At 35.9% G+C, this 26409-nt stretch carries 28 protein-coding genes; 3 read left to right on the plus strand and 25 right to left on the minus strand.

Going from position 1 to position 26409, the window contains the following annotated elements; translation table 11 throughout:
- Positions 1 to 47: 47 nt before the first annotated feature.
- The 6 genes from MKX83_RS14545 to MKX83_RS14570 all read right to left on the minus strand — a co-directional run bounded on the left by MKX83_RS14545 (position 48) and on the right by MKX83_RS14570 (position 5782).
- Positions 48 to 1316, minus strand: coding sequence for a peptidase (locus MKX83_RS14545; protein ID WP_095372880.1), 1269 nt, complete (start codon positions 1314 to 1316; stop codon positions 48 to 50).
- Positions 1317 to 1424: 108 nt separating this feature from the next.
- Positions 1425 to 2087: a 3-oxoacid CoA-transferase subunit B gene (locus tag MKX83_RS14550; RefSeq protein ID WP_095372879.1), complete on the minus strand. Its 663-nt coding sequence runs from the start codon at positions 2085 to 2087 to the stop codon at positions 1425 to 1427.
- Positions 2072 to 2764 (minus strand): CoA transferase subunit A, encoded by a 693-nt coding sequence (locus MKX83_RS14555; RefSeq protein WP_095372878.1) that lies wholly within the window; start codon positions 2762 to 2764, stop codon positions 2072 to 2074. The genes MKX83_RS14550 and MKX83_RS14555 overlap by 16 nt, the downstream gene beginning before the upstream one ends.
- Complete coding sequence (locus MKX83_RS14560; protein ID WP_095372877.1) at positions 2761 to 4131, minus strand: aspartate aminotransferase family protein; 1371 nt, start codon at positions 4129 to 4131, stop codon at positions 2761 to 2763. The genes MKX83_RS14555 and MKX83_RS14560 overlap by 4 nt, the downstream gene beginning before the upstream one ends.
- Positions 4132 to 4461: 330 nt before the next feature.
- Complete coding sequence (locus tag MKX83_RS14565; protein WP_340975324.1) at positions 4462 to 5436, minus strand: S66 peptidase family protein; 975 nt, start codon at positions 5434 to 5436, stop codon at positions 4462 to 4464.
- 172 nt (positions 5437 to 5608) lie between these two features.
- Positions 5609 to 5782, minus strand: coding sequence for a YjcZ family sporulation protein (locus tag MKX83_RS14570; protein ID WP_095372875.1), 174 nt, complete (start codon positions 5780 to 5782; stop codon positions 5609 to 5611).
- A 206-nt stretch (positions 5783 to 5988) separates the two neighbouring features.
- Between MKX83_RS14570 and MKX83_RS14575 the strand changes: the two genes are divergently transcribed.
- Together MKX83_RS14575 and MKX83_RS14580 are read left to right on the plus strand one after the other, a co-directional pair.
- Positions 5989 to 7077 carry a GDSL-type esterase/lipase family protein gene (locus MKX83_RS14575; protein ID WP_341056022.1) on the plus strand — a complete coding sequence of 363 codons (1089 nt, stop codon included), beginning with the start codon at positions 5989 to 5991 and terminating at the stop codon, positions 7075 to 7077.
- A 78-nt stretch (positions 7078 to 7155) separates the two neighbouring features.
- The gene (locus MKX83_RS14580) at positions 7156 to 8244 is read left to right on the plus strand and encodes a DUF3500 domain-containing protein (RefSeq protein ID WP_341056023.1); all 1089 of its coding nucleotides are present in this window, start codon (positions 7156 to 7158) and stop codon (positions 8242 to 8244) included.
- A gap of 11 nt (positions 8245 to 8255) precedes the next feature.
- On the opposite strand, the gene MKX83_RS14585 is transcribed toward MKX83_RS14580, so the two are convergent.
- The 3 genes from MKX83_RS14585 to msrA form a co-directional block, all read right to left on the minus strand.
- On the minus strand, positions 8256 to 9035 hold the full coding sequence (locus tag MKX83_RS14585) for an IclR family transcriptional regulator (protein ID WP_180316955.1): 780 nt from the start codon (positions 9033 to 9035) through the stop codon (positions 8256 to 8258).
- 147 nt (positions 9036 to 9182) lie between these two features.
- Complete coding sequence (gene msrB, locus MKX83_RS14590) at positions 9183 to 9620, minus strand: peptide-methionine (R)-S-oxide reductase MsrB (protein ID WP_095372872.1); 438 nt, start codon at positions 9618 to 9620, stop codon at positions 9183 to 9185.
- Positions 9613 to 10158 carry a peptide-methionine (S)-S-oxide reductase MsrA gene (msrA, locus tag MKX83_RS14595; protein ID WP_095372871.1) on the minus strand — a complete coding sequence of 182 codons (546 nt, stop codon included), beginning with the start codon at positions 10156 to 10158 and terminating at the stop codon, positions 9613 to 9615. Before msrA ends, msrB begins: the two co-directional genes overlap by 8 nt.
- Positions 10159 to 10366: 208 nt before the next feature.
- Between msrA and MKX83_RS14600 the strand changes: the two genes are divergently transcribed.
- Positions 10367 to 11026, plus strand: a complete 660-nt coding sequence (locus MKX83_RS14600; protein WP_341056025.1) for a DUF4397 domain-containing protein — start codon at positions 10367 to 10369, stop codon at positions 11024 to 11026.
- A gap of 83 nt (positions 11027 to 11109) precedes the next feature.
- Here MKX83_RS14600 and MKX83_RS14605 read toward each other — a convergent pair whose 3' ends face one another.
- The 16 genes from MKX83_RS14605 to MKX83_RS14680 all read right to left on the minus strand — a co-directional run bounded on the left by MKX83_RS14605 (position 11110) and on the right by MKX83_RS14680 (position 26406).
- Positions 11110 to 11691 carry a YpmS family protein gene (locus MKX83_RS14605; RefSeq protein WP_095372869.1) on the minus strand — a complete coding sequence of 194 codons (582 nt, stop codon included), beginning with the start codon at positions 11689 to 11691 and terminating at the stop codon, positions 11110 to 11112.
- Between the two features lie 12 nt (positions 11692 to 11703).
- A complete protein-coding gene (locus MKX83_RS14610) occupies positions 11704 to 12519 on the minus strand; it encodes an SGNH/GDSL hydrolase family protein (protein ID WP_233435227.1) in 816 nt (271 codons plus the stop codon).
- A 309-nt stretch (positions 12520 to 12828) separates the two neighbouring features.
- Positions 12829 to 13410: an SCO family protein gene (locus MKX83_RS14615; protein WP_370873261.1), complete on the minus strand. Its 582-nt coding sequence runs from the start codon at positions 13408 to 13410 to the stop codon at positions 12829 to 12831.
- A gap of 149 nt (positions 13411 to 13559) precedes the next feature.
- Positions 13560 to 14405 (minus strand): DegV family protein, encoded by an 846-nt coding sequence (locus tag MKX83_RS14620; RefSeq protein WP_307313220.1) that lies wholly within the window; start codon positions 14403 to 14405, stop codon positions 13560 to 13562.
- Positions 14406 to 14714: 309 nt separating this feature from the next.
- Complete coding sequence (locus MKX83_RS14625; protein WP_095372867.1) at positions 14715 to 14969, minus strand: DUF2535 family protein; 255 nt, start codon at positions 14967 to 14969, stop codon at positions 14715 to 14717.
- Positions 14970 to 15055: 86 nt separating this feature from the next.
- Complete coding sequence (gene tatC / locus MKX83_RS14630) at positions 15056 to 15799, minus strand: twin-arginine translocase subunit TatC (RefSeq protein ID WP_341056027.1); 744 nt, start codon at positions 15797 to 15799, stop codon at positions 15056 to 15058.
- 201 nt (positions 15800 to 16000) lie between these two features.
- A complete protein-coding gene (locus tag MKX83_RS14635) occupies positions 16001 to 16189 on the minus strand; it encodes a twin-arginine translocase TatA/TatE family subunit (RefSeq protein WP_095372866.1) in 189 nt (62 codons plus the stop codon).
- 85 nt (positions 16190 to 16274) lie between these two features.
- On the minus strand, positions 16275 to 17543 hold the full coding sequence (ilvA, locus tag MKX83_RS14640; RefSeq protein ID WP_095372865.1) for a threonine ammonia-lyase IlvA: 1269 nt from the start codon (positions 17541 to 17543) through the stop codon (positions 16275 to 16277).
- Between the two features lie 655 nt (positions 17544 to 18198).
- On the minus strand, positions 18199 to 18684 hold the full coding sequence (locus MKX83_RS14645) for a dihydrofolate reductase (protein WP_095372864.1): 486 nt from the start codon (positions 18682 to 18684) through the stop codon (positions 18199 to 18201).
- Between the two features lie 133 nt (positions 18685 to 18817).
- Positions 18818 to 19798 (minus strand): thymidylate synthase, encoded by a 981-nt coding sequence (locus MKX83_RS14650; RefSeq protein WP_307313211.1) that lies wholly within the window; start codon positions 19796 to 19798, stop codon positions 18818 to 18820.
- 26 nt (positions 19799 to 19824) lie between these two features.
- On the minus strand, positions 19825 to 20535 hold the full coding sequence (locus tag MKX83_RS14655; protein ID WP_307313209.1) for an anthrax toxin lethal factor-related metalloendopeptidase: 711 nt from the start codon (positions 20533 to 20535) through the stop codon (positions 19825 to 19827).
- A gap of 118 nt (positions 20536 to 20653) precedes the next feature.
- Positions 20654 to 21265 carry a TerD family protein gene (locus MKX83_RS14660; protein ID WP_341056029.1) on the minus strand — a complete coding sequence of 204 codons (612 nt, stop codon included), beginning with the start codon at positions 21263 to 21265 and terminating at the stop codon, positions 20654 to 20656.
- Between the two features lie 22 nt (positions 21266 to 21287).
- On the minus strand, positions 21288 to 22382 hold the full coding sequence (locus MKX83_RS14665; protein ID WP_370873270.1) for a toxic anion resistance protein: 1095 nt from the start codon (positions 22380 to 22382) through the stop codon (positions 21288 to 21290).
- Between the two features lie 28 nt (positions 22383 to 22410).
- The gene (locus MKX83_RS14670; protein WP_341056032.1) at positions 22411 to 24042 is read right to left on the minus strand and encodes a YceG family protein; all 1632 of its coding nucleotides are present in this window, start codon (positions 24040 to 24042) and stop codon (positions 22411 to 22413) included.
- Between the two features lie 436 nt (positions 24043 to 24478).
- Positions 24479 to 25324 (minus strand): HAD family hydrolase, encoded by an 846-nt coding sequence (locus MKX83_RS14675; protein ID WP_341056033.1) that lies wholly within the window; start codon positions 25322 to 25324, stop codon positions 24479 to 24481.
- Complete coding sequence (locus tag MKX83_RS14680; RefSeq protein ID WP_322909684.1) at positions 25321 to 26406, minus strand: cysteine protease StiP family protein; 1086 nt, start codon at positions 26404 to 26406, stop codon at positions 25321 to 25323. The genes MKX83_RS14675 and MKX83_RS14680 overlap by 4 nt, the downstream gene beginning before the upstream one ends.
- Between the last annotated feature and the right edge of the window lie 3 nt (positions 26407 to 26409).

Below are 26409 nucleotides of genomic sequence, written 5' to 3' on the forward strand. Positions count from 1 at the left end.
ATTATTTACCCTACTGCAACCAACAACTAACCTAAGCAACTATCTATTTACTCTTCAACCATGCCACACCATGAAACAATGGAGAGGGCAATTACCTCAGCAGCCTCAAATACATCATCTAAAAAAATATATTCATTAGCATCATGAGCAGAAGCTGTGACACCTGGACCAATGACAACAACCGGTGTATGACCAACGTTTGATAAGATGCCTCCGTCCGTTCCCCACGGAGAGGCTTCAATGATTGCTTCTTTATTTGTCACCCTTTCAAAAGCTTTACCGACAGTAGTGATTAATGGATGATCACTTTCTAGATTCCCCGGTTGCCACCTGCCTCCAAACCATTCAATACTTGGTATATTTTCTGATAGCCATCCATCTTTCACACACACCTCATCAATGGCCGCTTCTAATTCTTTTTCTACGTCTTCCATTCTCTCATGAGGAGCTACACCGATTCTGCCCTCAATTATAGCTATATCCGGTACAGAAGATGGCCAATCTCCACTCTTAATTTTGCCAATATTCACTGGCACAGGGATGGGTATATTTTCATATAAAGGATCGTCAATTCTCGCATTTCGCACTCTCTCTAGCTGCTGAAGTCCTTCTATGACTAACATCGATTTTTCAATGGCATTGATTCCTTCATATCTGGTGCCACCATGTGCTGATTTACCTTTCACAGATACACGAAACCACATTGACCCTTGTTGCTTTGGAAATACTTTCATATTAGTAGGCTCTGGTATGATTGCGCCGTCCGCTTGGTAACCTCTTAAAACAGCTGCTAATGTTCCTGCTCCTCCACTTTCTTCTTCTATCACACTTTGAAAGATAACATCACCTTTCAGTTTAATATTTGAAGCAATAATCGCTTCTAAAGCGAGTAGTAATGCGGCTGTTCCACCTTTCATATCTGTTGTACCTCTACCGTACATTTTACCTTCTTGGATATGCCCACTAAACGGATCATCTGTCCAGTCATTTATATCCCCTTCTGGTACAACATCAATATGACCATTTAAAATGATTGATTTGCCGTCTCCTTTGCCCTTTAGAACAGCCACTACATTTGGATTACCACTATAATCCTTTCTATCAGAACAATAAGCAGGATGTTTAAGCAGCTCTTCATCTCCAATTTCCCATATATCGAGGGCAAGCCCTAATTTACGGCATTTTTCAATAATAATTGCTTGTGCACTACTCTCGTTTCCACGCGTACTTTTTTCTTGAACAAGCCTTTGTAAAAAACGTGTACCCCTCGCTCGATTTTCATTTAACCAGTCTTTGAGTTTTAAATCTTCATTCATCGAAGCCCCACTCCTTTAAAGATATCGTCGATGGTGAAAAAGGTTAAATCATGTGGAAAAAGTGCTTTCTTTTCAGTTATTCGCTAATGCTAAGTATTTTCCTTTGCCCTATGAAAAAATAATCTTGTCATGGAGTGACACAGTTGCATCAGTAAGTTGTAATACTTCATCAATAGTATGAGGTTTAAAGACCTCATGAAGAACTAATCCACGATTTTTCTCAACCGAAAAAACTGCCATATCTGTAATAACCATATTGACACAAGCAGTTGAGGTTAAAGGAAGACTACATTTTTGCACAATTTTCGATTGACCGTGTTTATCCGTTTGATTCATGACGACGATCACTTTTTTCGCTTTTTGGGCTAGCTCCATTGCCCCCCCCATCCCCGGTACCTTTTTACCCGGGACAATCCAATTAGCTAAATCACCGGTTTCACTCACTTGTAATGATCCTAAAATGGTTAAATCCACCTTACCCCTACGAATCATGCCAAAAGCGAGCGCGCTATCAAAATAAGAACCACCTGTAACTAAAGAAACAGGAAATCCACCGGCATTGCATAAGTTTTCATCTTCTTCGCCATGGATGGGGCTCGGTCCCATCCCAATAATGCCATTCTCGGCATGAAACATGACGGCAAAATCTCTAGGGAGATGATTAGGTACTAATGAGGGTATACCTATGCCGAGATTCACAACCATTCCAGATTTGATTTCTGCAGCTGCTCTTTTGGCCATACGATTACGCTTTTCTATTGCCAAGCCCATTTCCAGTCAACCCCCTCAGATTGGATGATATAATCAACAAATACACCAGGCGTAATTATTTCTTCTGCCTGTAAACTTCCAACTGGAACAATTTCTTCTACTTCAGCAATGGTAATGTCTCCTGCCATCGCACAAAGGGGATTCGTATTTCTTGCACTTTTATCAAAAATGAGATTACCAAATGTATCTGCTTTCTTAGCATAAACGATACTAATATCCGCTGTTAACGCCGTTTCAACCATATAGCGCTTTTCAGCGATTTCACAAAAAACCTTGCCCTTTTGTACGATATCATTATCGATTGCAATATCTGATAAAATCCCTGGTAACCCCATACCGCCAGCTCTGATACGCTCTGCCAGTATCCCTTGTGGAGAAAATTCAACCGCCATCCTCCCATCTGTCATTAATTGGCCTGCAATCGGATTAGAGCCGATATGAGAAGTAATTATATGGGACACACGGCCGAGGCTAACGATTTTTCCAATACCAATATGAGGAAACCCAGTATCGTTACCAATAAGCTTTAACTGTGAGACCCCTTTTTGCTTAATCGCTTCAATCAGTGTCGGCGGTGATCCTACCCCACCAAAACCACCATACATTAATGTCATACCGTCAAAAAATAAGTGATCCACTTCTTCAATAGATGAAACTTTATTGAGTGCCTGTTTCACTCTTCATCACCTTCTAACTTTAACTCGACTTCTTTTAAATAAAAGTTCGTAAATTGTTGTAAGGTTTCTTGCAAGCGTTGAATTAAGTCATCCATTTCTTTAAAAGTAATATTCAAAGGGGGGGCAATCATAACTGCATCTCCATTCACACCGTCTGAACCTGCTCCAGCAGGATAAACAAGTAACCCATGATGTTGAGCAATACTAATCATACTTTCGGTTACTTTCATCGCCCTAGGGAATGGCTTCTTTTCTACAAAGTTCTGGACAAACTCTATCCCCAGCATTAAACCTCTTCCCCTTATATCCCCGATAAATGAAAAACTTTTTTGTAGCTGTAATAACTTTGCTTTTAAATATTCACCTTTTTTCTTTACTTCAGGTATAATTTTATTCTTTTCTAAATATTCTATGACAGCGAGTGAAACGGCACAGGCTTGAGGGTTAGCACTCAAAGTATGCCCTCCCATAATGGTCTTAGAACCTGAGACAATCGGTTCCATCACATGATCACCGACTAAAGTAGCAGCAATCGGCGTGTATCCCGCCCCCATCCCTTTACCTAATGTAACGATATCTGGTTCAACACCCCACTGCTCACAAGCGAGCATTGTACCTGTGCGTCCAAATCCCGTCATTACTTCATCCGCAATAAATAAGATTTGATGGCGCTCACAAATCTCTTTAATAACCTTGTAATAATCTTGCGGTGGAGTGATAGCTGCCCCCGATGCCCCAATGATCGGCTCCGCTATAAAAGCAGCAATATGCTCACTCCCTATCCGTCTAATCATATTATCTAACTCATTTGCACAGAGGTAACCACACTCAGGAGCTTCTTTATTGTACGGACACCTGTAACAATAAGGAGGTTGAATTACTGGAAAATCTTCTAATAGGGGAATAAACCGCGCTCTTCTCCCAGTATGCCCTGACATAGAAAGTGCACCTAAAGTGATTCCGTGATAACTCATCCATCTAGATAAAACCTTTGTCTTGGTCATCACACCTTTTTCTTGCCAATATTGAATACTAATTTTCATGGCAGTTTCTGTTGCTTCCGACCCGCTATTGACAAAGAAACACCAATTCAACTCTGGGAAGGATAAACTTGCTATTTTCTTGGCTAACTTTTCTGCTGGCTCACTTGTGAACTGTGAGCGATATACAAAAGATACTCGCTTAGCCTGTTCTGTCATTGCATCAATAATTTCCTGAACTCCATGACCGATATTTGCCGTAATCGCTCCAGATGAAGCATCGAGATATTCCTTCCCCTCACTATCGTACAAATATACACCCTTGCCATAATCAATCATTGGATACTCTGCATCTATTACAGGTTTGATTAAATATGTGCGGTCCATCCCCATCCCCCTTACTAATCGAGCATTTAAACGTACATAAAGAAAACCCGCTAAAACCTACCAATAACATGTGAGGTAAACGAGCAATGAAGTATTATTATTTTTTTGGAGCGGGCGAATCAGATTGATTTATGTTTTTATTTCAATTGTATGTTTGAGAAATGTAAAACTTTCTTAAAGATTTAAAAGAATATTTTAGTTGCCATTGTTATGAATTGAATGAGGGATTTGACGGAGGCTCTAAGTGTGAAGTCAGCTTGATTTGTGTATTAATGACTTAACGAATAAAAAAACAGTATACCCAATTACATGAGTACACTGTTTCCCTATCTATTCACCTACAAAAATCTCCACATCTTCTTTTTCCGCTTTAATGGTAGCATACGACCCAAACGGAATCGTCGCTGCTTGATTTGTATGTCCAAAGTCAATATTGGCAATAATTGGAACACCGCTAATTTCCTTTTTCGATTCAATCATTTTCTTTAAGAAATAATCTGTAACCTGTGATTCCTTTTGAAATCTCCCGATAAGTATCGCTTTTATCTCATTCGCATCTTTTTGCTGTAGCAAAGATTGCAGCCCCCGTTCAAAAAGAAAGGGATGTGATTCTTCATTATCCTCTATAAAGATAATCGCACCTTTCAATGAAGGCATATATTCTGTCCCTTGTAATGACGTTAATGTTGATAAATTTCCACCTATTAATTTTCCGCTTGCCTCTCCTTCTTGAAGAACAAGATAGCCTTCGGATGCTATATACTGCTTTTCATCTTGCTCCAGATGCCATGGATCATCACTCCATTTATCCGAAGGTTCAATTTCATACATGCCATCAGTCGTTACTGCTTGAAGGAAGCTATTGAGTGTATATTCAAACCCATATTTTATACCAAAATCAGCAAAGAAAGGGCCGGAGTATGTAATTAAGCCCGTTTTATGATGAATGGCAGCTAGCAATGCTGTTATATCACTATACCCACAAAAAACCTTTGGGTTGTTCTTGATTAATGAATAATCAATTGATTTTAATAATTGATTGGTATTATAACCACCTATACCAGCTATAATCGCTTTAACATTCGGGTCACGAAACGCATCATGTATATCTGCCACTCTTTGCTCAATACTTGTACTAAAAAAATCATCATGTTCGAGGACATATTGACCATATGTTATTTTAAATCCTAAATTAGCTAACCGTTCTTCTGCTAATCTTCTTTGTTCACCCTTTATGACAGCCATACTTCTTGAAGGAGCAATGATTCTGATTTCATCTCCTGATTGTAATCTCTTTGGAAACATCTATGTACACATCCACTTTTTTCTTTCTATTTTACCGTAATTTTCATCTAATTTCGACAAGATACATGAAATCTTGTTTATAATCGCTCAACGATTTTTCACTTGTTATTCACTGACAAATATGTTGATGAAAAAAGAGAGACTCCTAAAAGCCCCTCCTTATTCTTTATTATTACCAGTTACCACACCAGCTAGCACCGATGATTACTAACAAGATAAATAATACTACAATTAACGCAAAGCCACCGAATGCTCCATTTCCACAACCACCGTATCCACCTACTGGATAGCTATAATAAGGTTGAACTTGTTGAGCACAAGGATCGCATCCATATCCGTAATTCATAATCATTCCACTCCTCTTTTTGTTTTAGGCATTTTCAAAATCATCATATGACATAGGTTCTTGTCCTGCATGTGTTTTTGCCCAATTTTTTTAGAATGTCAGTTTTTTTCTTTTTCCTCTAGACGTAAAGCGTTTTCATCTCATACAATTTAATTACAAGATAAATTGGGTAATCTAAAATTGTCATATTTAAAGGAGTACAAAGAATGAAAAGAAAATCACTCCTCCTATGTTCCATGTTATGTATTGGATTTATATTTTTATTTCAATTCTTTCAAGAACCTAAAGTGGAGGGAGATCAATCAGTAGAGAATTTTTATGAAAAAGTAGGAAGCGAAAAAACAATTAACTATTTAATCATCGGTGATAGTATTGGTAGAGGATCAGGAGCATCAGAGCCAAATAAAAGATGGTTTCAAATATGGGAAAATAAAATGAAAGATACATATGATGTTGATTTTAAACGTCATATGGTTGTACAAAGCGGAAGCACTGCTTTTGAAGGGTTAAATAAGCTGAACGCCACTCCGCACCTAGGAAGCATCGATTTAACTTTTATTGTGTTCGGGGAAAATGACCGAAAATATATGAATGAAAAGCAGTTTGCCCAATTTTATGAAGGACTTCTAAGGCAAGTAAAGAAAGATTATCCTGATACAGAAATATATACATTAACAGAATCACCTTTAGATAATGAATTATTCATTCAAAAGATCACAGATATCTCAGCCCATTATTTAGCTAAAAATATTGATTTACGACCTGTATTTAATGAATCAACTTATTCTGCCTTTGAATTAACGACAGACCTTGTACATCCAAACGATAGAGGCTATCAACTTTATGCCGAAGCGATTTTTCAAGAAACACAAAATTTGATGAATCAGGATACGCAAATAGCTGTACTAGCTGCTCCTCTTCATGATGACGTAAATATCGCCTTACCACAATCTTCAGCCTACACACATGCCAGTCATCCATATAAAGGTATTTACTGGTATAGTGAAGATGCTGGAGAAACAATCAAATTTTCCTTCTCTGGAACTTTTCTCGGGATGAAAGTGAAGAGTCACCCTGCAGGAGGCATGCTCGATATTTATATTGACGGTCAGCCTGTACGAACATTATCAACGTGGTGGCCTTTAGAAAAAGAAAGATATCTATATATATCAAGCGGTTTAGAGAAAGGTATTCATCAAGTTACATTTACTGTGTCCAAGCAAAAATCCATCTTTAATGAGTCAGGTAAAGCGGAGATATTTCTTTCAACGATCATTACCGAGGGTACGAACTAGACCGTTTTTCAAAATAAGTGAATGAGCTCTCCTTCCTTTACACACATTAACAAAAAAAGGACAGGGAGAGTTTTTCTCATGTATCGATGTTTAGTATTACTCGTTTTCATAGCCTTCATATATTCCAATCATGTGCTTGCCTCTTTTGCTCCAACAGCGGCAGAATTACAAGAACAAGACTACATTCTTGAACAACTCAACCATATCTTAGATGAACCCCATATTACGAGTAAGGAAGAATCAGTTAAACTTGCTCATCAACTTTTCGAAAGTTTAAATGAAGAACAAAAAGAAGAAATGATCCTTCCATTAAATAAGGCAATTGCACATAGATGGTCTAATCTACCTATTAATCAAGCAAGTAGAAATGGCGTTCCCTTGTCTGAACTAAATACACAAAGTTTTATACTCGCCATGTTATTACTTCAAGCAAATCTCAGTCCACTTGGCTTTGAGCATATGACAGAAATCATTAAAGCTGATTACTTTTTATCAACAACAATCAAGAACCCTCCATTTAAATGGGGGGCACAAGAATATTATATCTCTATACATGGAAACCCTTCCTTTACAAAACCTTGGATGATTCAACTAACAGGGCATCATCTTGCAGAGAATATTTTCATTAACCGTTCAAAAACGACGATTACCCCTGAGTTTACGGGGACGCAACCTCGTATTTTTCAAATAAATAATCGTACGTATCATCCAATGAATGCAAAAGTAAATGCTGTCCATGCACTCTTACTATCTTTATGTAATGAGCAAAAACAGCAAAGTAAACTTAATGATGAGTTTAACGACATTTTACTAGGCCCCGGAAATGACCAATCGTTTCCCACTCAAGAAGGTTTACTTATAAAAAATCTAAATACAGAGCAACAAATACAAGTAAAACACATGATTGAGGAATGGGTCGCTCATGCACCTTATGAAGCAAGAAAGGCATTGCTACACACGTATTTATCTCAGGAACAACTTCAGAAAACGACGATTGCTTGGGCTGGTTCAACTTCAATCAAGCGACCGGGTAGCTACTTTCGTATTGATGGACCGCAAATTTGGATAGAAATCTATAGTAAAGAGGGCGTTGCCAATAAAAAACAAGCACATGTACATTCTATATGGCGCGATAAATTAAATGATTATGGGGGGATATTGAAGTAAATAACATCAGTCTAATTTTTCTGTATCTTACCTGTTATAATCCTGGCTCCTTCAATGACAGTTTCAACTAGCTCTTCTTCTTCATAATCATCAATACGAACAGACGGGATGGTAATAGATATACTTGCTAAAATTTCATTTTGAGGATTAAATATCGGTGCACTATATGAAATCGCACCTTTCACTCTTTCACCATTGCTTTTGGCATATCCTCTTTGTTGAATAGATTGTAGCTCCTCATATAAGACATCTTTATCAATAATCGTCGTACTTGAAAGAGGTTCGAATTGGATTTTTGCTAAATACTCTCTTTGGATGTCTGCTGGGAAATAAGCCAATAATATTTTTGCTGAAGCGCCTGCATATAGTGGTGATTCTTGTCCCACCGTAATCATTGTTTGTAGTTGATGACTGCTTGCGATAAAATCTATACACTTTCTTTTTTCGTTTTCAATCACATTTAAACTAATGCACTCTTCTATTTTCACCCACATTTCTTTCATTACCGGGGCGGCTATGTTTAAAAAACTTGAGTTTTTTTCTACTAAATGACCTAAAAACAATAACTCTAATCCTAACTGATATCTTTTTGTTTCTTCATTTTTATGTAATAAGCCTTCATAAACAAGGGTAGAAAGCAATCTTTGCAAACTAGGTTTAGATAGACCCGTACGTTTATGTAATTCTGTTAATGACAAAGTTTTATGCTCATAAGAAAAAGATCGTAGAATTTGTAATGCTTTATGTAAGGTTTGCATCGAATAGTTCTTTTTAAACATTTGATCATTCATGGATGCATCCATCACCTCTTAAATAATATTTACTTTACAATAAATTTACCATTTTCAAAACCTTTCCACAAGCGGAAAAAGATTTCTTGGGAAATGAAAAGAAGGAATCAACTAAAGTGAATCCCCCTTGGTCTAAATACACTTATATTAAGCTTCTTCAGCAAATAATTTCAGATAACGCCCATAGCCTTCTTTCTCCATATCTTCATATGGTATGAATTTTAAAGAGGCTGAATTAATACAATATCTTAATCCATTCTCACCTGGCCCATCATTAAACACATGACCTAAGTGAGAATCAGCTTCCTTACTACGAACCTCTGTTCGAACCATATTGTGACTGTGGTCTTCTTTTTCTAATACTTCTTTCTCTTCTATTGGTTTGGTAAAACTTGGCCAACCACAGCCTGCATCATACTTTTCGGTTGAACTAAATAACGCCTTACCTGAGACGATGTCAACATAAATTCCCTTTCTAAATTCATCCCAGTATTCATTTCTAAATGGCGGTTCCGTACCATTATTTTGTGTGACATAAAATTGCATCTCATTTAATTTATTCTTCAAATCTTTTTTCTCACTCATCTTTTTTCTCACCCCAATTTTGTTTAATAAACCCTGCTCTACCTGAGCCTTGATGGTAAGCCTGGTAATGAGTTGGATTTTTCTTATAATAATGTTGATGATACTCCTCTGCAGGATAGAAAGCTTTTGCTGGTAATATCTTTGTCACGATTGGATCTTTAAAGGGCCCCTCTTTCTCCAATTTTTCTTTTGAAGCTTCGGCCAATTGTTTCTGCTGTTCATTATAATAAAAAATAGCCGTCTGATAAGATTGGCCCCGATCGTAAAATTGACCACCAGTATCGGTTGGATCAATTTGTTGCCAATACAGTTCAAGTAATCTTTCATACGGGAAAATCGTTGGATCAAACGTGATTTGCACCGCTTCATAATGACCAGTCGTTTCCGAGCAAACCTCTTCATAAGTTGGATTTTCTTTATCACCGCCGGTATAACCAGATATTACCGCTTTAATGCCCGGTAACTCATCAAATGGTTTAACCATACACCAAAAACAACCACCGGCAAATGTCGCTTTTTCCTCATTATTATTCGCCATCTTGTCACACCTCATTTTTATTTTCCTTAGCTCTTAAAGAAATAGCTTGTAACACTAAGATAAAGAAAAGTGGATGTAGATGCAAATAAACAACCTTCAATTTCTACTTATGGTCTCCGAAACCCTCTTCTCTATAATTTTTTAGCGCATTAAACATTTCGATGAATACAATAATGAAAAATCATAAGTAAGGAGGTTGGCTTAACTAATGGTGCAGCAATCATCTTCAGAGCAAAAGGTCTTACAAAAAATGTCGTCACCTGCCATTCAACTACTGAATCAGAACTTAGATGCATTAGGCTATATCCAATTCTTTCATCTCTCTTCAAGTAGCAAAATGATAGATATCTTTATAAATGGTGTCAAGATATACAAACAAATTTCTTATAAACAATTGACTAATAAACTTGCATTACCTGCCTCTAGTTACCATATTGATATTTATCCAACTGACGTCATGGTCTCATCTTTACTTAGTAGAAAAATTGAAGTCCTCCCCGAAACATTGCATAATATCGCACTCTCAGGTGAAGCAAATGACATGAAATATACTGATACACCAACTAGTATCGCTATACCAAATTCACTCAATGCAAAATTTATTCATCTGGTAGCTGATGGTCCATCATTCAAACCGGTAATATTAGCACCCAAAAGTGAGGAATTGCCACTCATACAATACAAGCAATCGAGTAAATGGATGAATCTTTCGCCTAGTATGCTTCAAGGCTGTATTTACGGTTACCCTTATAGAGATTATCTCACATCGTTTCGCTTTCCCCTACAGCCTCAAAAGCAACATCTTATCTATATCTTTGGTTCTGTGACAGGAGATCCACCATTAGAACTAATGGTACTTATTCAATAACTGCCAGAACTTTTCTTATTCGTTCATATTAAAACCTGTAGCTGGTATATTACTCAATAAGAGTACTCGCTACAGGTTAATGCTTACTTTACCGGTACTAATAAAGTAAAGTCAATATCATCTTCTTCTAAATTGAATTCATTCACTTTTACTTTTATATCACTTTTTAAATCCATTTCTGTTAACGCTACATAGATTTTCTCTTCATTTGGTTGGATGACTACCCAATCTGGTGTTTTATAATGATTATTAATTAGTTTGAGTAAGAAGGAGATCGGTAAATCCATTTGGCCAATAGATAAATCCTTTTGTTCCAATACAACATCCCCGTTTGGTAATACAGAGGGTTCAAAAGACATTCTTAAACGCAACTGTTGACTGAATACCGGTAAGGTGCCGTACAAATTCACTTCATCATCCAACCTTACTTCATAGTCCAGTCCTCCGTCTAAAATTTCTTCCTCTAAGTAATGATTAATTAATAGGTTTAAATCATTTTTATTTGTTGATATATGAAATGGAGCGTAATCCGCCTCATTTAATTGCACACTTTCATAAGGGTCATCCTTCGCTGGAATACTAACCATAATAAATAAAATAAGCGCAAATAGAATGATTATACCCAGTAGCCCTAAGAAAAGCACTTTCCATTTATTCCCCTTCAATGAAGCTCCCCCTTAATTCTCTTTATTTTCAATGACAGACTTAATTCCTATTTGATCTAAAACTTGATAAATTCTCCCTGCCATTAATTCATATCCTCGATCATTAGGATGGAAATGATCTGTGAATAGTAGATTTTCTTCACTCGTTTCAAAAATATCATCTACATTTACAAAATACATGTTCTCATACTCACCTAGTACTTGTTGGCTGGCTATATTCCACTGACGCATGATCAAACTTAGCTCTTTAATGCTTGAAAACCATTCTAAAAAAGGGTTATATAATCCCACTAATAATACTGTACTCTTCGGATTATATTCGCGAATGGTATGTAGAATTGTATTTAAATTATCTTCAAAAACATCTTGTTCTTTTTCAAAAGCAGCTACATTTAATTTGGTAAAATTAGATCTGACTACCTTCATAATATCATTGCCACCAATAGTAATAATAACGAGATCCGATTCTGTTACCGCATTTTTTACTTTGTCCATATTAAGCCGTTCTAATAATTGGTTTGACCGATTCCCTTTTACACCATAATTAATAAAACTTGTATAATTAATCGACCGATGTTCCTCTAAGAGCTTCTCTAAATAGGGTATATACCCACCACTTTCAGTCGTGTCGCCTACACCTTGGGTCAATGAATCACCTATTGATACGACATTTAAATCAATGGGGAAAAATTCTGCAGGAATATCTTGTTTAGTTAAATCCTCCATTTGTTTTGCTTCAGCGGCCTCATTATCGCTTGTCATCGCATTGGTATTACAACCCGCCAATAGAACCATGATTGATAGTAATAAGGTGAATATTCTTTTCAATTCTTTCTCACCTCTTTATTAAAGTATGTTTCATTATATCATGTTGTGGTAATCACATAAAAAAGTGTGATTACTTAATAATATTAAATTATACTCTTTTAACCACTATTAAACTTAAATGAAGAGAATAATTTAAATAAAATACCATCTATGGGTACAGAAGAAACAATTTTTCACTTGATACTCTTATGAAATGAAGTTAAAAGCAACACTTAAAGAGGTAAATATATTAGCACAAAAAAGAAGCAAGACCAAGCTTTGAGTTTACACTTTAGGCTTGGTCTTGCTTCTAAGATCTGTTGAATGAAATTATTGAATTTTTTTTATATCGGCAATGATTTCTTCATAAGGAACATCGGATACACCATCATAATCCTTCATAACCACACCATTTTGATCGACTAAATAAATTGAAGTCTGATGAATGACTTGATCATCATTCTTTGGTTTTTTTACTAATGACTTGAAAGAATCAACAGCAAAGCTTTCAATCTCTTCTTGGGTATAGCCCGTTAAAAAATGCCAGTTTGAAAAGTCTATTTCATAGTTGTTCGCAAAATCTTTTAATGCCTCAGGACTGTCCACAGTTGGATCAACACTAAAAGAAACAAACTCTACATTTTCAATCCCTTCTTCTTTAACCTTATCTTGCAATTGACTCATATTATATGTCATTGGTGGACAGACCGTTTCACAGCTAGTAAAAATAAAATCAGCTATCCATACTTTCCCCTCTAAATCACTTAAACCTACAGCCTGATTGTCTTGATTAGTATAATTAAAATCTCCCACATCATAGTTTAGTGCATTTTCTATACCACTTTGGCCACAAGCGGCTAGAATAATTGTAAAAAGACCAATAACCGCGGCTAATTTTTTCAACACTTTCACCTGCTTTTATGTATTTATCAATTCAACATTAATGTACCAAACGAAATTGTTTGAATGAAGAAAAAAGTATGACATCTATGTGAACAAAGGAAAATAATGCAAATACCTCTTCTAATAATCGAATAGAAGAGGCATTTACTGCTTAAAGGTTATTCGATGTGATAACAAAAACCAATTGCGCCTTCACCAGTATGGGTACTAATAATTGGTGTTGTATCCTCTATTGTTACATGATTAAAGCCTGTTAATTCACTGATTACTTCTTTCAGTTTTCTTGCTAATTCTAAACCACCCGCATGGGTAATTCCTACACTTTTAATCGTCTTTCCTTTTGCATCTTCTACTAATTGTTTGGATAAAAACTTTATCACTTGAGAGTGACTTCGTACCTTTGTTATTGGTGTATACACGCCATCTGCTAACGAAGCAATCGGTTTAATATTTAATAGAGAGCCAATTAAACCTTTGCCTTTGCCTATTCTTCCACCTTTAATCAGGTTTTCCAAAGTGTCTACAACAACATAAAGTTTCGTATTTTCTTGAATTTCTTGAATTCTCTGGATAATACGCTTGTAATCTTCTCCCTTATCTGCGAGTTCAGCAGCAGCTATGACTTGAAATGCCAACGCTTTTGAAATGAAGCGAGAATCAATAACAGTCACATTGGCCTCTGTTATGTCTGCAGCAGTTCGAGCAGAATCAACTGTCCCACTCATTCCTCCAGTCATATGGATAGAAATAATTTCGTCGTAACCATCTTTGGTTAGTTGATCATACAATTCTACAAATGTCCCTGTTGCAGGTTGAGAACTTTTAGGAAGCTCATCAGACTGTCGCATTAAATCCAGAAATTCTTGGGGCGTAATATCGACACGGTCCTCATAAGATTGTCCATTAATATTAATTGATAATGGTACAACAGCTATATCTAACTTTGTAATCATTTCAGCTGATAAGTCAACAGTTGAATCCGTTACAATTTTTATTCTAGTCATTCATTCACGTCCTATCATAGCAATTCAACCTTCATTATACATGTATATCACTGCGATTAAAAGATTTATGTTGAAACGTCTTTATACTGTCAAAATTACAATAAAAAAGATTATTATATTTATTTAATGTTTTTTTAGTTAGGTAAACTGGACAAATAATCAATAAACAAAACAAAAAACCTTTCAAAATAAATGTTAACTAAAATACATGATTTCACAGGCATATTAGCTTTTATAACTATGTGGACCCTTTTTATAACTTTCTCAACTTGTTCACTACACTAAAAAAAGACCCCTTTACGGGATCTATCATGCATTGCTTTTTAATTCTTTTGTTTGAAATACCATCTCAACATCTGACCACTTCATCACACGTTTTAAATACTCTTTAAATGAGTACACAGTTGTCTTACAATGTTCCGTATGATAAATTTTCGTTACAAACTGCTGTAGTCGAATGTGTACTAAGAAAAAACAAGGACTATCCTTATCCACTAAAGGAATCTCTGTAATCTTCACCTTCTGTCCAAATACATTTCTGAACTCTAGGCTTTTACATATCAAAATATCAATCCTCATTTTCACCCGTTTAATCGTATTATACATCATTTCGTTTAATAATTCTTCTAGATTTTTTGTGCTTATTAAAATTATGATGAGGAGCTTTCCAATGCTTCTAATTGTTCTTTCTTTAACTTTCTGCGATAAACGATTTTTGATAAGGTAATACTGATTTCATATAGGACAAGAAGCGGAATACTGACGATAATATCTGACATTAAATCAGGTGGTGAAATAATAACAGAAATCACTACAAGAACAAAATAAGCGTATTTCCTGATTTTTGTTAACACGTATGGGTTAATCATCCCGAGGGATGTTAAAAACATCGCCACAACTGGCAATTCAAATAGTATTCCAAAAGGCAACGTCATATGAAATATAAACTGAAAATACTTATCTACCGTAAAACTCATTTCCATCATACCTTCACTTAACCCCGTCAAAAAGTTAAACAATGTAGGCATAATGACAAAATAACCAAAGCTTAACCCAACTAAAAACAATACAAAAAGAGCTGGAATGTAAGCTAATGTAATTTTTCTCTCTTTAGGCACAAGTCCAGGTTTAACAAATTGCCATAATTGCAATGCCACAACTGGTATTGTCCCAGCTATGGCAATAACAGAAGCAATCGTAAAATACACCCAAATGATATCACTTGGTCCAAGTACAATTAACTGCTCTTTCAAATCACGGACAAACCATTGGTAAATATGATCGACGAACAGAAAACCGACAATAAAAAACAATACAAATGCCACTAAACAAAGAATTAACCGCTTTCTTAATTCCTCTAGATGCTCAATATAATTCAATTCTTCTTGTTTCATAACCTACTCCTGCTTCGTTTTCAATTTAACCTGTTGAATCTTGCTTCACTTTTGTCCACTATTTAAAGACGAACAAAATGGAAAACCTACACAAAAAACGAGAAACATGTGGTTAGGTCAAAAGTAGTTGATTACTTTGACTAATACATGTTTCTAATTTTCACAATTATTCATTTTCATAACTATATGTAGCCCTATCGATTAGGCCTTTTTATTCATTGTCTCTCTCTCAGCATCATCGTCATTGGCTAATTCTTTCGTAGATTTCTTAAACTCTCTTAATGTATCACCTAGCGCGCGACCAATTTCGGGTAATTTCTTTGGACCGAAGATGATGAGTGCCAGCACAAGAATGAGAATAAGTCCTGGAAAACCTATGTTTGAAAACATGAAAAACATCCCCTTAAACTGTTGTTCAAGCCATCCCCATTATAGCGTTATTTTAAAAGAAAAGTCAATTAATTCCTAACAATCATTAGACTAAAAGATGAAACAAATTTTCATCATTGTTAATTTCTTGGTAAGAGAATCCTTTTTTATTCATGCGCTCGATTAAACTATGATTATCACGTCGATTCTTTAGCTCAATACCGACTAGAGCTGGACCACTACCTTTATTGTTCTTCTTTGTATATTCAAATCTTACAATATCATCCGTAGGACCAAGCACCTCATCTAAAAACTCTCGTAATGCCCCTGCTCTTTGAGGGAAATTAACAATAAAATAATACAATAACCCTTCATACAACAAGGATCGTTCTTTAATTTCCTGCATTCTTTCAATATCATTATTTCCACCGCTTAAAACACATACAATTGACTTTCCTTTAATCTCATCTTTATAAAAGTCTAAAGCTGCAATTGATAATGCTCCTGCTGGTTCGGCAACAATTGCATGCTCATTGTATAATTCTAATATTGTTGTACAAACTTTTCCTTCTGGGACGCTAATAATGTCATCTACATATCGTTTACAAATATCAAATGTCATCTCACCCACTCTTTTAACTGCTGCACCGTCGATGAATTTATCAATTTCATCTAGGGCCACGACTTGATTTTGTTGAACGGATTCCTTCATCGAAGAAGCTCCTTCAGGCTCGACACCAATCATTTTCGTTAAAGGTGACACACTTTTAATGTACGTGGACAAACCAGACATCAATCCGCCCCCGCCAATACTTGCGAAAACATAATCAATTGGTTCATCGCAATCATGAAGCATTTCAACAGCAATAGTTCCTTGACCAGCTATCACATGCTCATCTTCAAAGGGATGAATAAATGTGCGCCCTTCCTGATTACAGCAAGCCTGAGCCTCAGCGAATGAATCATCAAATGTATCGCCAACAAGAATAATTTCAATTGAATCTTTGCCGAATAATTCAACTTGGCTTACTTTCTGTTTAGGTGTAGTTGCGGGCATAAAGATTTTCCCGTTAATACCTAATCGATGGCAAGCATAGGCAACCCCTTGTGCATGATTGCCTGCACTTGCACAAACAACGCCGTTCTTTATCCGTTCCTCTGGTAATGACATCACTGAATAATAGGCACCTCTTAGTTTAAAAGAGCGTACATGTTGCAAATCTTCCCGTTTAATATACACATTGCACTCATATCTTTCAGACAAGCGATTATTTTTTTGCAGCGGTGTATGGGCAACGATATCCTTTAAGTGCTGGTACGCAATTAAGATATCCTCCAATTGCACCATTTTCTCTTTCACTGCTCTCTGTTCCATTTGCCAACTCATCCCTTTTCCTTTTGTAATTTGTACATTATAACATGAGAATAATAGATTGATGCACAATTTTTTAAAAATTCATGTTTTTTTAAAAATGAAAACGGTTACTTTATTTCTGATTTTTTAATTTCCTATATATGGAATAATAATCATTTACTTCATAGAAAAAAATTGATGAGGAGATTATAGTGAATCGGGCATAAGACTTGGAGTACATACACTTATAATTGTTCCCGAGCAATAATGGGTTGCACGATTTTTTAGAAGTAAAAACTGGGATGAACGCTTTTTCAAATGTGATTTTACGTTATTCATGGTATGAGGGCAAATTGGCAATGTCATGTTTACATGCAAGAGTCAGAAGAAAAAAGATGACAACTGGTAGAAATGATATTATTTTATAAAATCACCAGAAAAAAGATAAATGTAGGTGTACCCACCCATAACATATAATTGTTTTTGGACATTCTTAAGTAATCAAAAAAAGAGATTAATAGCTTAACGTTTATAGTTACGCCGCATAATGCATTTTCTTACTCCTTGCCTGTTTTAGGGTAGGCAAATAGATAAAGAACAAATACTTCATAGGAGACCATGAAAAAAACACGAAGCCACTTCGTGTTTTTAATGGCTCATAAAGAAGCCGTCTATTTTATTTTCTAACATATACTTGAAATTCGTAATCGTAAGCATTTTTTTCGTCTTTGCTTCGTTTCTCGACGGACACTTGTTTCCATTCGGTGAGGTCGAATGATGGAAAGCTTGTGTCACCCTCGATTTCAGCATGAATTTTGGTAATATAGAGCTTATCTGCATAAGGTAAAGTAGATTGATAAATTTGCGCTCCACCAATGACAAAAACTTCCTGCTGTTTTTCTTGACTGTATGTAATTAATTGTTCAATCGAATTTAATACTGTTGCTTGCTCTGGAGAAAAATCTGTATTCCTAGTAATGACAATATTTTCTCTTCCTGGAAGTGGCCTTCCAAGTGAGAGCCATGTTCTTCTCCCCATCGCAACTGGGTGACCTAACGTCGTCTCTTTAAAAAACTGCAAGTCCCCTGGTAAATGCCACGGTAACTGATTATCTTTTCCTATCACTCTATTTTCACTCATTGCCCAAATTAATGAAATCATTTTCATATCCTCCAATCGGCACTAGCAATTAATTATAAGTTTAATATAATTCTCTGCACTTGAAAAGAAAATCCAATAATAAAGCTTCTCAGCAAAAGAAAAGCACTCATCCCATGATGAGTGCTTGGTCTACTTAAACGGCAACTGGGGCTTTAATTGTTGGATGAGGATCATAGCCCTCAATTGTTAAATCTTCCATTTCTATATCAAAAATCGAGGTTTTATTGTTATTAATTCGTAGTTGCGGCAATGCCTTTGGTGTTCTTGATAATTGTTCCTGTACTTGCTCAAGATGATTCGAATAAATATGCGCATCACTGATTGTATGAACAAAATCACCAACCTCTAAACCACACTCATGAGCAATTAAATGAGTGAGCAACGAATAGGAAGCCACATTAAATGGAATCCCTAAGAAGGTGTCGCCACTGCGTTGTAATAGATGGCAACTCAACTTACCATTTATGACATAAAATTGGAACATGGCATGACAAGGAGGTAATGCAGCTTTGCTTCCTTTTCCACCTGCATTGATCACATCTTCAGGGTTCCATGCATTCACAATGATTCGTCTTGAGTCAGGGTTATTTTTTATCTGTTCTATCGCATCTTTTAACTGGTCAAGCTCTTCCCCAGTTGAAGCAGTCCAATTTCTCCATTGCTTTCCATATACATTTCCTAAATCTCCGTATTTTTCTGCAAACTCATCGTTAGTAAGGATTCTTTCACAAAACTGTTGTAATTCTTTTTGATAGATTTCATTAAACTCGCTATCAATTAAACAACGTCTACCAAAGTCTGTCATATCAGGACCGTTATATTCATCTGATTCAACCCATTTTTTAAACGCCCATTCATCCCAAATATGGTTATTATGCTGCAATAAATAGCGAATGTTTGTATCACCTTTAATAAACCAGAGTAATTCACTTGCAATTAAACGGAACGGTACACGCTTTGTTGTAAATAATGGGAATCCTTGACTTAAATCGAAACGCATTTGATAGCCAAAAACACTTAAAGTTCCAGTACCAGTACGATCTTGTTTCTTTTGTCCATTTGTTAAAATATGTTGTAGCATGTCTAAATATGCCTGTTCTGGATGTTTCTCCATGATACTCACCTCTTAAACTTTATATCTTAATGATTATGGGCCATTTGTCTAATAAAAGAAAACGTTTTTGGCGCATTTTCATACAAGTAACTTCTCGTTTCTACATTCAAAAAATAAAGGGCAAAACTCTCAGCAAAATATTCTTCGGAAAACGTAGAGAAATAGGAGTCATTTGGAAATAATCGTGGTTGCTCTTCTTGCCAAATACGAATAAATTGGCTATTCGAACGGATTTCCTCAAAGATATAACGATCAATGGAATGTGCCAGCTCATGTAATTCCAAATTAACGGAGCCATGGTCCATCCCTTGGTCACTATAGCCTATTTTTACAAGCACTGTTTTCCCTCCACCAATGCCTGGAACTTGATCCCATGTCGTTGATGAAGTATATCCACGTGGAATCATTCCAGTTAGATGTTTTACGCTAGGATTCTCTGTCAACCTGCCTGAAAAAAGCTTAATCTTAATATTTTGATTGTCTATTTTTTGTAATAAGGTAGACGGTAATTGGTCCAAGCGGGATATGATGGCAGCTGCTTCTATTTCATCAAAAGATTCTGTTGGTAATAAGACAATCTCTCCTAACAAATCCGCTGATGTAAGATCAACTGCTTGCTTTAGTTCTGAAGAATATGGATAGTTCTTTAACTGAATCGCACCGATATCGGCTTGTGAACTTCCCATTAATGTTAAGGAAACAACTAAAAATAAGCCTGTAAATATCCACTTTTTCATAGCTGTTCCTCCCTTTTCTATCATTAATCGTATCATTACTAGTCTATTAATTATATCATAGATTTTCATTAAATATAAAAAGGACTAATCAAAGATCAGCCCTTTTAATCTAGCACACTTATGAATAAGAACGAACAATATCGCTTAAGCTAGCAGCTTGCGTACCATTCCCTACCGCTGCAAATTTCCAGTCTTGACCATGGCGGTAAATCTCACCAGCAACTAAACTTGTTTTCCCATCGTAATTTTCCGTTAAGTTAAAATGAATTAACTCTTGATGATTAATTGAATTGACAATGCGAATAAAAGCATTCTGAATCATACCAAAATGTTGTTTTCGTTTTACACAATCATAAATATTAACAACAAATACAAGTTTATGGATATGACTAGGAATACGACTCAAATCGATAAGGATTTGTTCATCATCACCATCTCCATCGCCCGTTAAATTATCACCGGTATGTTGAATGCTTCCATCACCACTTTTTAAATTTCCAAAATAAATGACATCTTTATTGTTACGTAATTTATCGTTATCCCCAAGCAGTATAACCGAAGCGTCACAATCGATATCGACACCCCCACCGCCTCCAAAGAGACCAGCTAATAGTCCACCACTACTTTTTTGCTTTACTGGATCCCATCCTAAACCAACAAGTATTTTTGAAAGACTTGGATTCCCTTTTGTTAAATCTACTCTTTCTCCCTTTTGTAAACTAATCGCCATTGTTTATCTCCCCTTTGTTTTTTTATCTCTTGTTTTTCATATTGCGAAAATTATCTTGCAGCTGTTCTAATTTTTTCGTTCCTTCTTCTCTTAATTTGCGATTCTCTTCCTCAATCGACTTTGTTTCTTGCATCCCCTTCATGATGATATCCCAAGACTGTTCAATTGTTTCAATCTTAATACTTGGTCCACCAGCAAGTCTTGCAATGTCTGTACTTTGTTGTGATATATTTTGCGCATTTCTAACTAACATTTCATTTGTTCTGCGATCTAATTCACTCATCGAATCAGCAACGAGCTTTTGCCTTTTCGCTGCCATCGCTTGAATAAGTCCATTTTTAAAGATTGGAATCGTCGTCACAAAAGCTGAATTAATTTTCCCAATTAACTTCGTATTCCCTCTTTGAAGCATACGGATTTGTGGTGCCGTTTGTAATGCAACCATTTTCGCCATTTCTAAATCATACACTCGTTGATCTAATAATTCGACTGCATTTCTTAGAGTATCTAATTGCATAGAGGCCATTTGATCACCTGCAATTGCTTTTTGCTCTAATTGTGGCAATTGATTGGCTTTGAGTTCATCAGATTTCATCTGACCAGCAACAGCATACTGTTCAAGGGAAAGGTAATATTGATAGTTTTCCTCATACATCCTATCTAACGTAGTAGTTGCTTCAACCATTTCATTTTGATATTTAGAGATTTCAACATAAATTTTATCGATTTCCTTGCCCATTGTTTGGTATTTTCCAAACAACTTTTCAATAAGTTTTTCGCCCTTTTTGAAGAGTTTATCAAAGAAACCTGGCTTTTCTTTCTCAAAATCTTTCGGGTCAAACTGATCCATAATTTTTCCAAGCTGTTTCAATAATTCTCCGGAATCCTCTACTTTTGTTGTTCTCATATTGCCGAGAATTTGATCAGAAAACTTGGATATCTCCTCAGCTGGTTCTTTACCAAATTCCAAAATTTGGATTTGATCGCGCTCGTCTATTGAGGCAGAGAGTTGTTGAACCTCTTTATTTTCTCTTAAAGCTAGTTTAATTTGACTCGCAGATGCTTCTGTTAACTTGTCTTCTGGGTTTGTTGAAATGACATCCAAATTCGTTTGCATATCAGATGAATTCATTTATTTCACTCCTTTATAACTTCTTGAAAAATTTAGTTAGTGCAGATTTTATGAAAGATGGTTCTTTATACTCTAATTCAAAAATGACATCTTCCAACCAATGAACATCATATAAACGCTCATCAATATAATTCTCAATATCTTTATGTCCTGCTGGATTATAAACGGTGATATCCACACCGAACTGATTCATCAAAAGTAGCAATACGGCATCATGGCGACTCATTAAGCCATTTAATTCATTATTAAATAAGATAAGCTTAGGTACATCTTGTGAATAATCAAAACGTTGAATGAGTTGTAGCATCTTACCTTGGAGTTGCATACTTTGAGCAAAAATATAAACCTTTAAATCTTCTTCAGATTCATTTGCTTGTTTTTTTAATAATGATTTTTCACAAATTTTTCTTATCGCATAGGCTATCCCTTGCTGTAAGCCATTAGGTAAATGCTTGTAAGTCCAAAAATGAGCATTCATCACTTTATCTGGATCAACTAATCCGTCTTGATCAAGTGCATTACGATAATGGTAGCGATAATCGCTGCTCACCCCTTTTGAAAAAGGAAAAGAGCGGATTAAATAACTATGATCGTTTTCTTCAAGTGTGTGAAGCCTTTCCCAGTATTCTTTGCGGTCTCTACTGACACCTTGAATTTTTGCAAATACGTGCGGAATTTTCACAACCTTGTCTGCCACATCAAAATTAGGGCGAATCATCGCCTTTTCTTTAACAAGTAGAAAAAGTTCATCATAAGTTGTTTTCAACGTCAGCGACGCGGGCAAATATTCTCGTAATTGCCATGGCTTAAAAATACCTGATCCATCTTGATTAAGTATCGATTCTATTTCTTTTGATGCACGATAGGCAACGGTCGATTTTCTTCGTCGCTTTTCAGTTGGAAAAGGTTCAGCCTCATTCTTATTTTGAAAATGATGTACCGGAGTATTTGCCCAATCTAATTGAAACGAGGCAAACGCATCTTCTCCACTAGGTGATATGTAAATCACATCACAACCGAGCGAAAGTAAATAGTAAATAAAGTAAGCATGCGTTTTTTTATAAGGTCCATACCAAATAAATTTCGGGAGCTTTACTGTTAAATCAGCGTTGGTTAAGCTTTCTCCCAAATGGTTATGAGACCATTTAATAAGATCTGTTAAGATTCTACGCAAATCATTATGCTTAAGCCCACCTTCCTCTTTATTAGAGAAAAGTTGTAATGTTTCCATTAATGCTTCGCGGATTTTACGCTGAATAGCTGGTCGTTCTGAACGAAGTAGTAATCCTTCCCCATCTAAAAAAGCGACAAATCGATTAATTGAAAGCTGCTGATCTCTATGGATATTAATAACCTTTTGGATGGACTTAAAATGTTCATTATTCATCGATTTGTCTAAATAGTCTTCACCAATTACTGAAATATCGATCGTTGGATCATTAGCTAGGTCAAACAGTTCATTATAATAGGCATCCTCGTCTAATGGTACACCTAATAACCGGAGAAAGATTTGATTATAAGTAAGTGTACGATTGGCCACCTCATACATCGGCCTTTCATTTAGTGGCGTTTTTAATGCTTCTTTATACCCTTCATATGTAACTGCCATTCGGATATTTTTCACATGACTATGAGTGACATTCATTGACTGATCCCTTCCCTTTAATACATTCGTCTTACAGGTTCATTTTGTATATATATTGTTGTTTTAGAAACAATGATTATAAACACGTATCCATTTCATCTTAACATAAATAGTTACGATTTGAAGCTATTGAATAAGGGCTTCTGCCATTTTCACCATTTACTGTGGTTATGCATATAGTTGCATTACTAAGGATACCTGTATTTGCTTCAAACGAAAGGATAAATGTAATCAAAGGATGGATTAAAAATGAGAATGTTAGCGAAGCGTTCCAAGTTACCTAATATCGATTCAGAATTAAAAATACTGGAACGAACTTTAAACTCCTCAATATTTATAATGCTTGATTTACTCTTTTTGGCTGCCTTTCTTTCATTATTCACTTATACAGTTCACCAGTCCATTTTCTACACGAGCATGATCTTTATTTTCTTTATCACAGCTGGATTGGTTGTATTTTCTGTTGTAAATCGGATCTTTCTCTCCGGTCGAAAGGATTGGTAACTGTCTGAAGTATTTTAGTAAGGAATTCTTCTGTTGCCAGCATCCCTTTTTCCTTTGTTAACCAATGGGAAGACTTTTTTAAATGTTGAGCCAGTTCTCCATGAGCAGGAACAAATGATTCATCACAAATTTTTAAAAAGTCATAATCTAATAATGAATCGCCTGCTCCGAATAAATACTGGGCCCCTTCATTTTCTGCGATATACTGTAGTGCCCTACCTTTGCTAATCGCATTTGGTATAAAATATAATTTTCTACCTTGCAAAGAAATACGCCATCCAAGCCCTTCTGCCGTTAGGCGTATTTCAGCCAATTGGCAATCTGGCAATGTTTCCATTAGCACATAGTAGAAAAACCACCCATCTGCTTCACGCAATCTACCCTCTATCTTAAATGGGATTAAATGATTCAAGAGTTTCTCTTTCGTTCCACTCTTATCATAGACTTCTCGCTTGATACTTTCTTCCCAATTTAGCAAAGGCTGACCGTTATATAGAATTTGTGCGCCATTGGCAACAACTGCATAACGATGGCTAAAAGGAAATTCAATCCGCTCAAATTGTTGCCGTGTTCGTGTAGTAATTGGCACGAACAGAAGGGTATTGCGAATTTGTTGTAATAATTTTATGGCACGATCACTCATCACAGATAAAGCTTTATTATTTTTATATTCAACAACGGTTGCAGATTTACTTGGAATTGCTTCCAATTGCGATATCGCTGTCTCTGAATAGATTAATGTCCGATCTAAATCTGAGGCAAAAATTCCTCCTCTCATTGGATAACCTTCTTAATTAGCCCACAACATGTATAGCTCATTTGTGGATAATGAACCAATTCAATCTTTCTCTCCTCAGCAAGTGCAAACAAATGTTTTAGATAAGGACTATTTTTATCTTTAATCAGTATTTTCCAAGGTACCCTTCTTAAAGCTACTCTCGTCGTCTCACCTACACCTGGTTTAACGAAATGAGAAGATTCGATACCGAACTCCTTTTGGATTCTTAGTATTTCATTCATACCTGAAAAGGTCGCTCCGTAATTTTCATCCACTATTTTACTTGCTTCCTGCTTTGCAATAGATACAACTTTTTGAAATTGCTGAGTTATTTTGTCTAAATAGATGTTTGATAAATCTTCATCAATCATATGATGGTAATATTTCGCCCCATGAAAATCCTTTTCACCAATCCATTGATTATTTAAAACCGTCCTGCTGACTAGTCCTGAAACAGTTGAATTTAAGCAAGCACTCGGAATTAAAAAGTCTTCCCTCGTTCCAAATACGGTTGTACAATGGCCAGGGTCAGCTAAAACAGCCAATGTATCATCAATTTTCACTCCATATTTCTGAAAGAATAAGTGGCAAGCATTTGTTAATTCTATCGAAATGGCACCTTTTCCTGTCCAACCGTCTACGAATTGAATCATTCCCGTTGAATGTTTTTCTAAAATATAGTGAAGAGCATTTTCATCGATTCCTCTATCGCGAATAATAGAAATACTATAATGCGGCAAATCTACATGGTATTTAAAAAACAAATATCTTTTAATTAAAATGCCTATTGGTGTACCTGCTCTCGCTAGTGAAACCAAAACTGTCTGTTTGCCTTTAGCTGCATAAATCTGTTCTGCTACAACAGCTATACTTAAAGCCACTTTCTCTTTAAATTCGTCTAAAGAACGAAAGAAAAGATCGATATACGCTTTTGGTGGCTGGTATTCTATTGGTAAGGTTTCACTATAATGAGCACCTGATTGAATGGCATGTTCTCTGTTTTCTGTTGTATCTTCTAAATGGATATGACTTAAATCCTTTAAAAGAAAGGTGACCTCTCTTCGGTCATATGACCCAAACATAGG

The organism is Cytobacillus sp. FSL M8-0252, from assembly GCF_038007345.1.
Lineage (GTDB): Bacteria > Bacillota > Bacilli > Bacillales > Cytobacillaceae > Cytobacillus > Cytobacillus kochii.

Coding starts and splice junctions, on each gene's coding strand:
- MKX83_RS14665 (WP_370873270.1), bottom strand. CDS start 22,382: ATGCAAACGAATTTGGATGTCATTTCAACAAACCCAGAAGACAAGTTA.
- MKX83_RS14580 (WP_341056023.1), top strand. CDS start 7,156: ATGTATCGATGTTTAGTATTACTCGTTTTCATAGCCTTCATATATTCC.
- MKX83_RS14600 (WP_341056025.1), top strand. CDS start 10,367: ATGGTGCAGCAATCATCTTCAGAGCAAAAGGTCTTACAAAAAATGTCG.
- msrA (WP_095372871.1), bottom strand. CDS start 10,158: ATGGCGAATAATAATGAGGAAAAAGCGACATTTGCCGGTGGTTGTTTT.
- MKX83_RS14570 (WP_095372875.1), bottom strand. CDS start 5,782: ATGAATTACGGATATGGATGCGATCCTTGTGCTCAACAAGTTCAACCT.
- MKX83_RS14645 (WP_095372864.1), bottom strand. CDS start 18,684: ATGATTTCATTAATTTGGGCAATGAGTGAAAATAGAGTGATAGGAAAA.
- MKX83_RS14635 (WP_095372866.1), bottom strand. CDS start 16,189: ATGTTTTCAAACATAGGTTTTCCAGGACTTATTCTCATTCTTGTGCTG.
- msrB (WP_095372872.1), bottom strand. CDS start 9,620: ATGAGTGAGAAAAAAGATTTGAAGAATAAATTAAATGAGATGCAATTT.
- MKX83_RS14655 (WP_307313209.1), bottom strand. CDS start 20,535: ATGAAAAAGTGGATATTTACAGGCTTATTTTTAGTTGTTTCCTTAACA.
- MKX83_RS14670 (WP_341056032.1), bottom strand. CDS start 24,042: ATGAATGTCACTCATAGTCATGTGAAAAATATCCGAATGGCAGTTACA.
- MKX83_RS14680 (WP_322909684.1), bottom strand. CDS start 26,406: ATGTTTGGGTCATATGACCGAAGAGAGGTCACCTTTCTTTTAAAGGAT.
- MKX83_RS14650 (WP_307313211.1), bottom strand. CDS start 19,798: ATGGAGAAACATCCAGAACAGGCATATTTAGACATGCTACAACATATT.
- MKX83_RS14575 (WP_341056022.1), top strand. CDS start 5,989: ATGAAAAGAAAATCACTCCTCCTATGTTCCATGTTATGTATTGGATTT.
- MKX83_RS14675 (WP_341056033.1), bottom strand. CDS start 25,324: ATGAGAGGAGGAATTTTTGCCTCAGATTTAGATCGGACATTAATCTAT.
- MKX83_RS14565 (WP_340975324.1), bottom strand. CDS start 5,436: ATGTTTCCAAAGAGATTACAATCAGGAGATGAAATCAGAATCATTGCT.
- MKX83_RS14585 (WP_180316955.1), bottom strand. CDS start 9,035: ATGAATGATCAAATGTTTAAAAAGAACTATTCGATGCAAACCTTACAT.
- MKX83_RS14660 (WP_341056029.1), bottom strand. CDS start 21,265: ATGGCGATTAGTTTACAAAAGGGAGAAAGAGTAGATTTAACAAAAGGG.
- MKX83_RS14560 (WP_095372877.1), bottom strand. CDS start 4,131: ATGGACCGCACATATTTAATCAAACCTGTAATAGATGCAGAGTATCCA.
- ilvA (WP_095372865.1), bottom strand. CDS start 17,543: ATGGAACAGAGAGCAGTGAAAGAGAAAATGGTGCAATTGGAGGATATC.
- MKX83_RS14545 (WP_095372880.1), bottom strand. CDS start 1,316: ATGAATGAAGATTTAAAACTCAAAGACTGGTTAAATGAAAATCGAGCG.
- tatC (WP_341056027.1), bottom strand. CDS start 15,799: ATGAAACAAGAAGAATTGAATTATATTGAGCATCTAGAGGAATTAAGA.
- MKX83_RS14620 (WP_307313220.1), bottom strand. CDS start 14,405: ATGACTAGAATAAAAATTGTAACGGATTCAACTGTTGACTTATCAGCT.
- MKX83_RS14550 (WP_095372879.1), bottom strand. CDS start 2,087: ATGGGCTTGGCAATAGAAAAGCGTAATCGTATGGCCAAAAGAGCAGCT.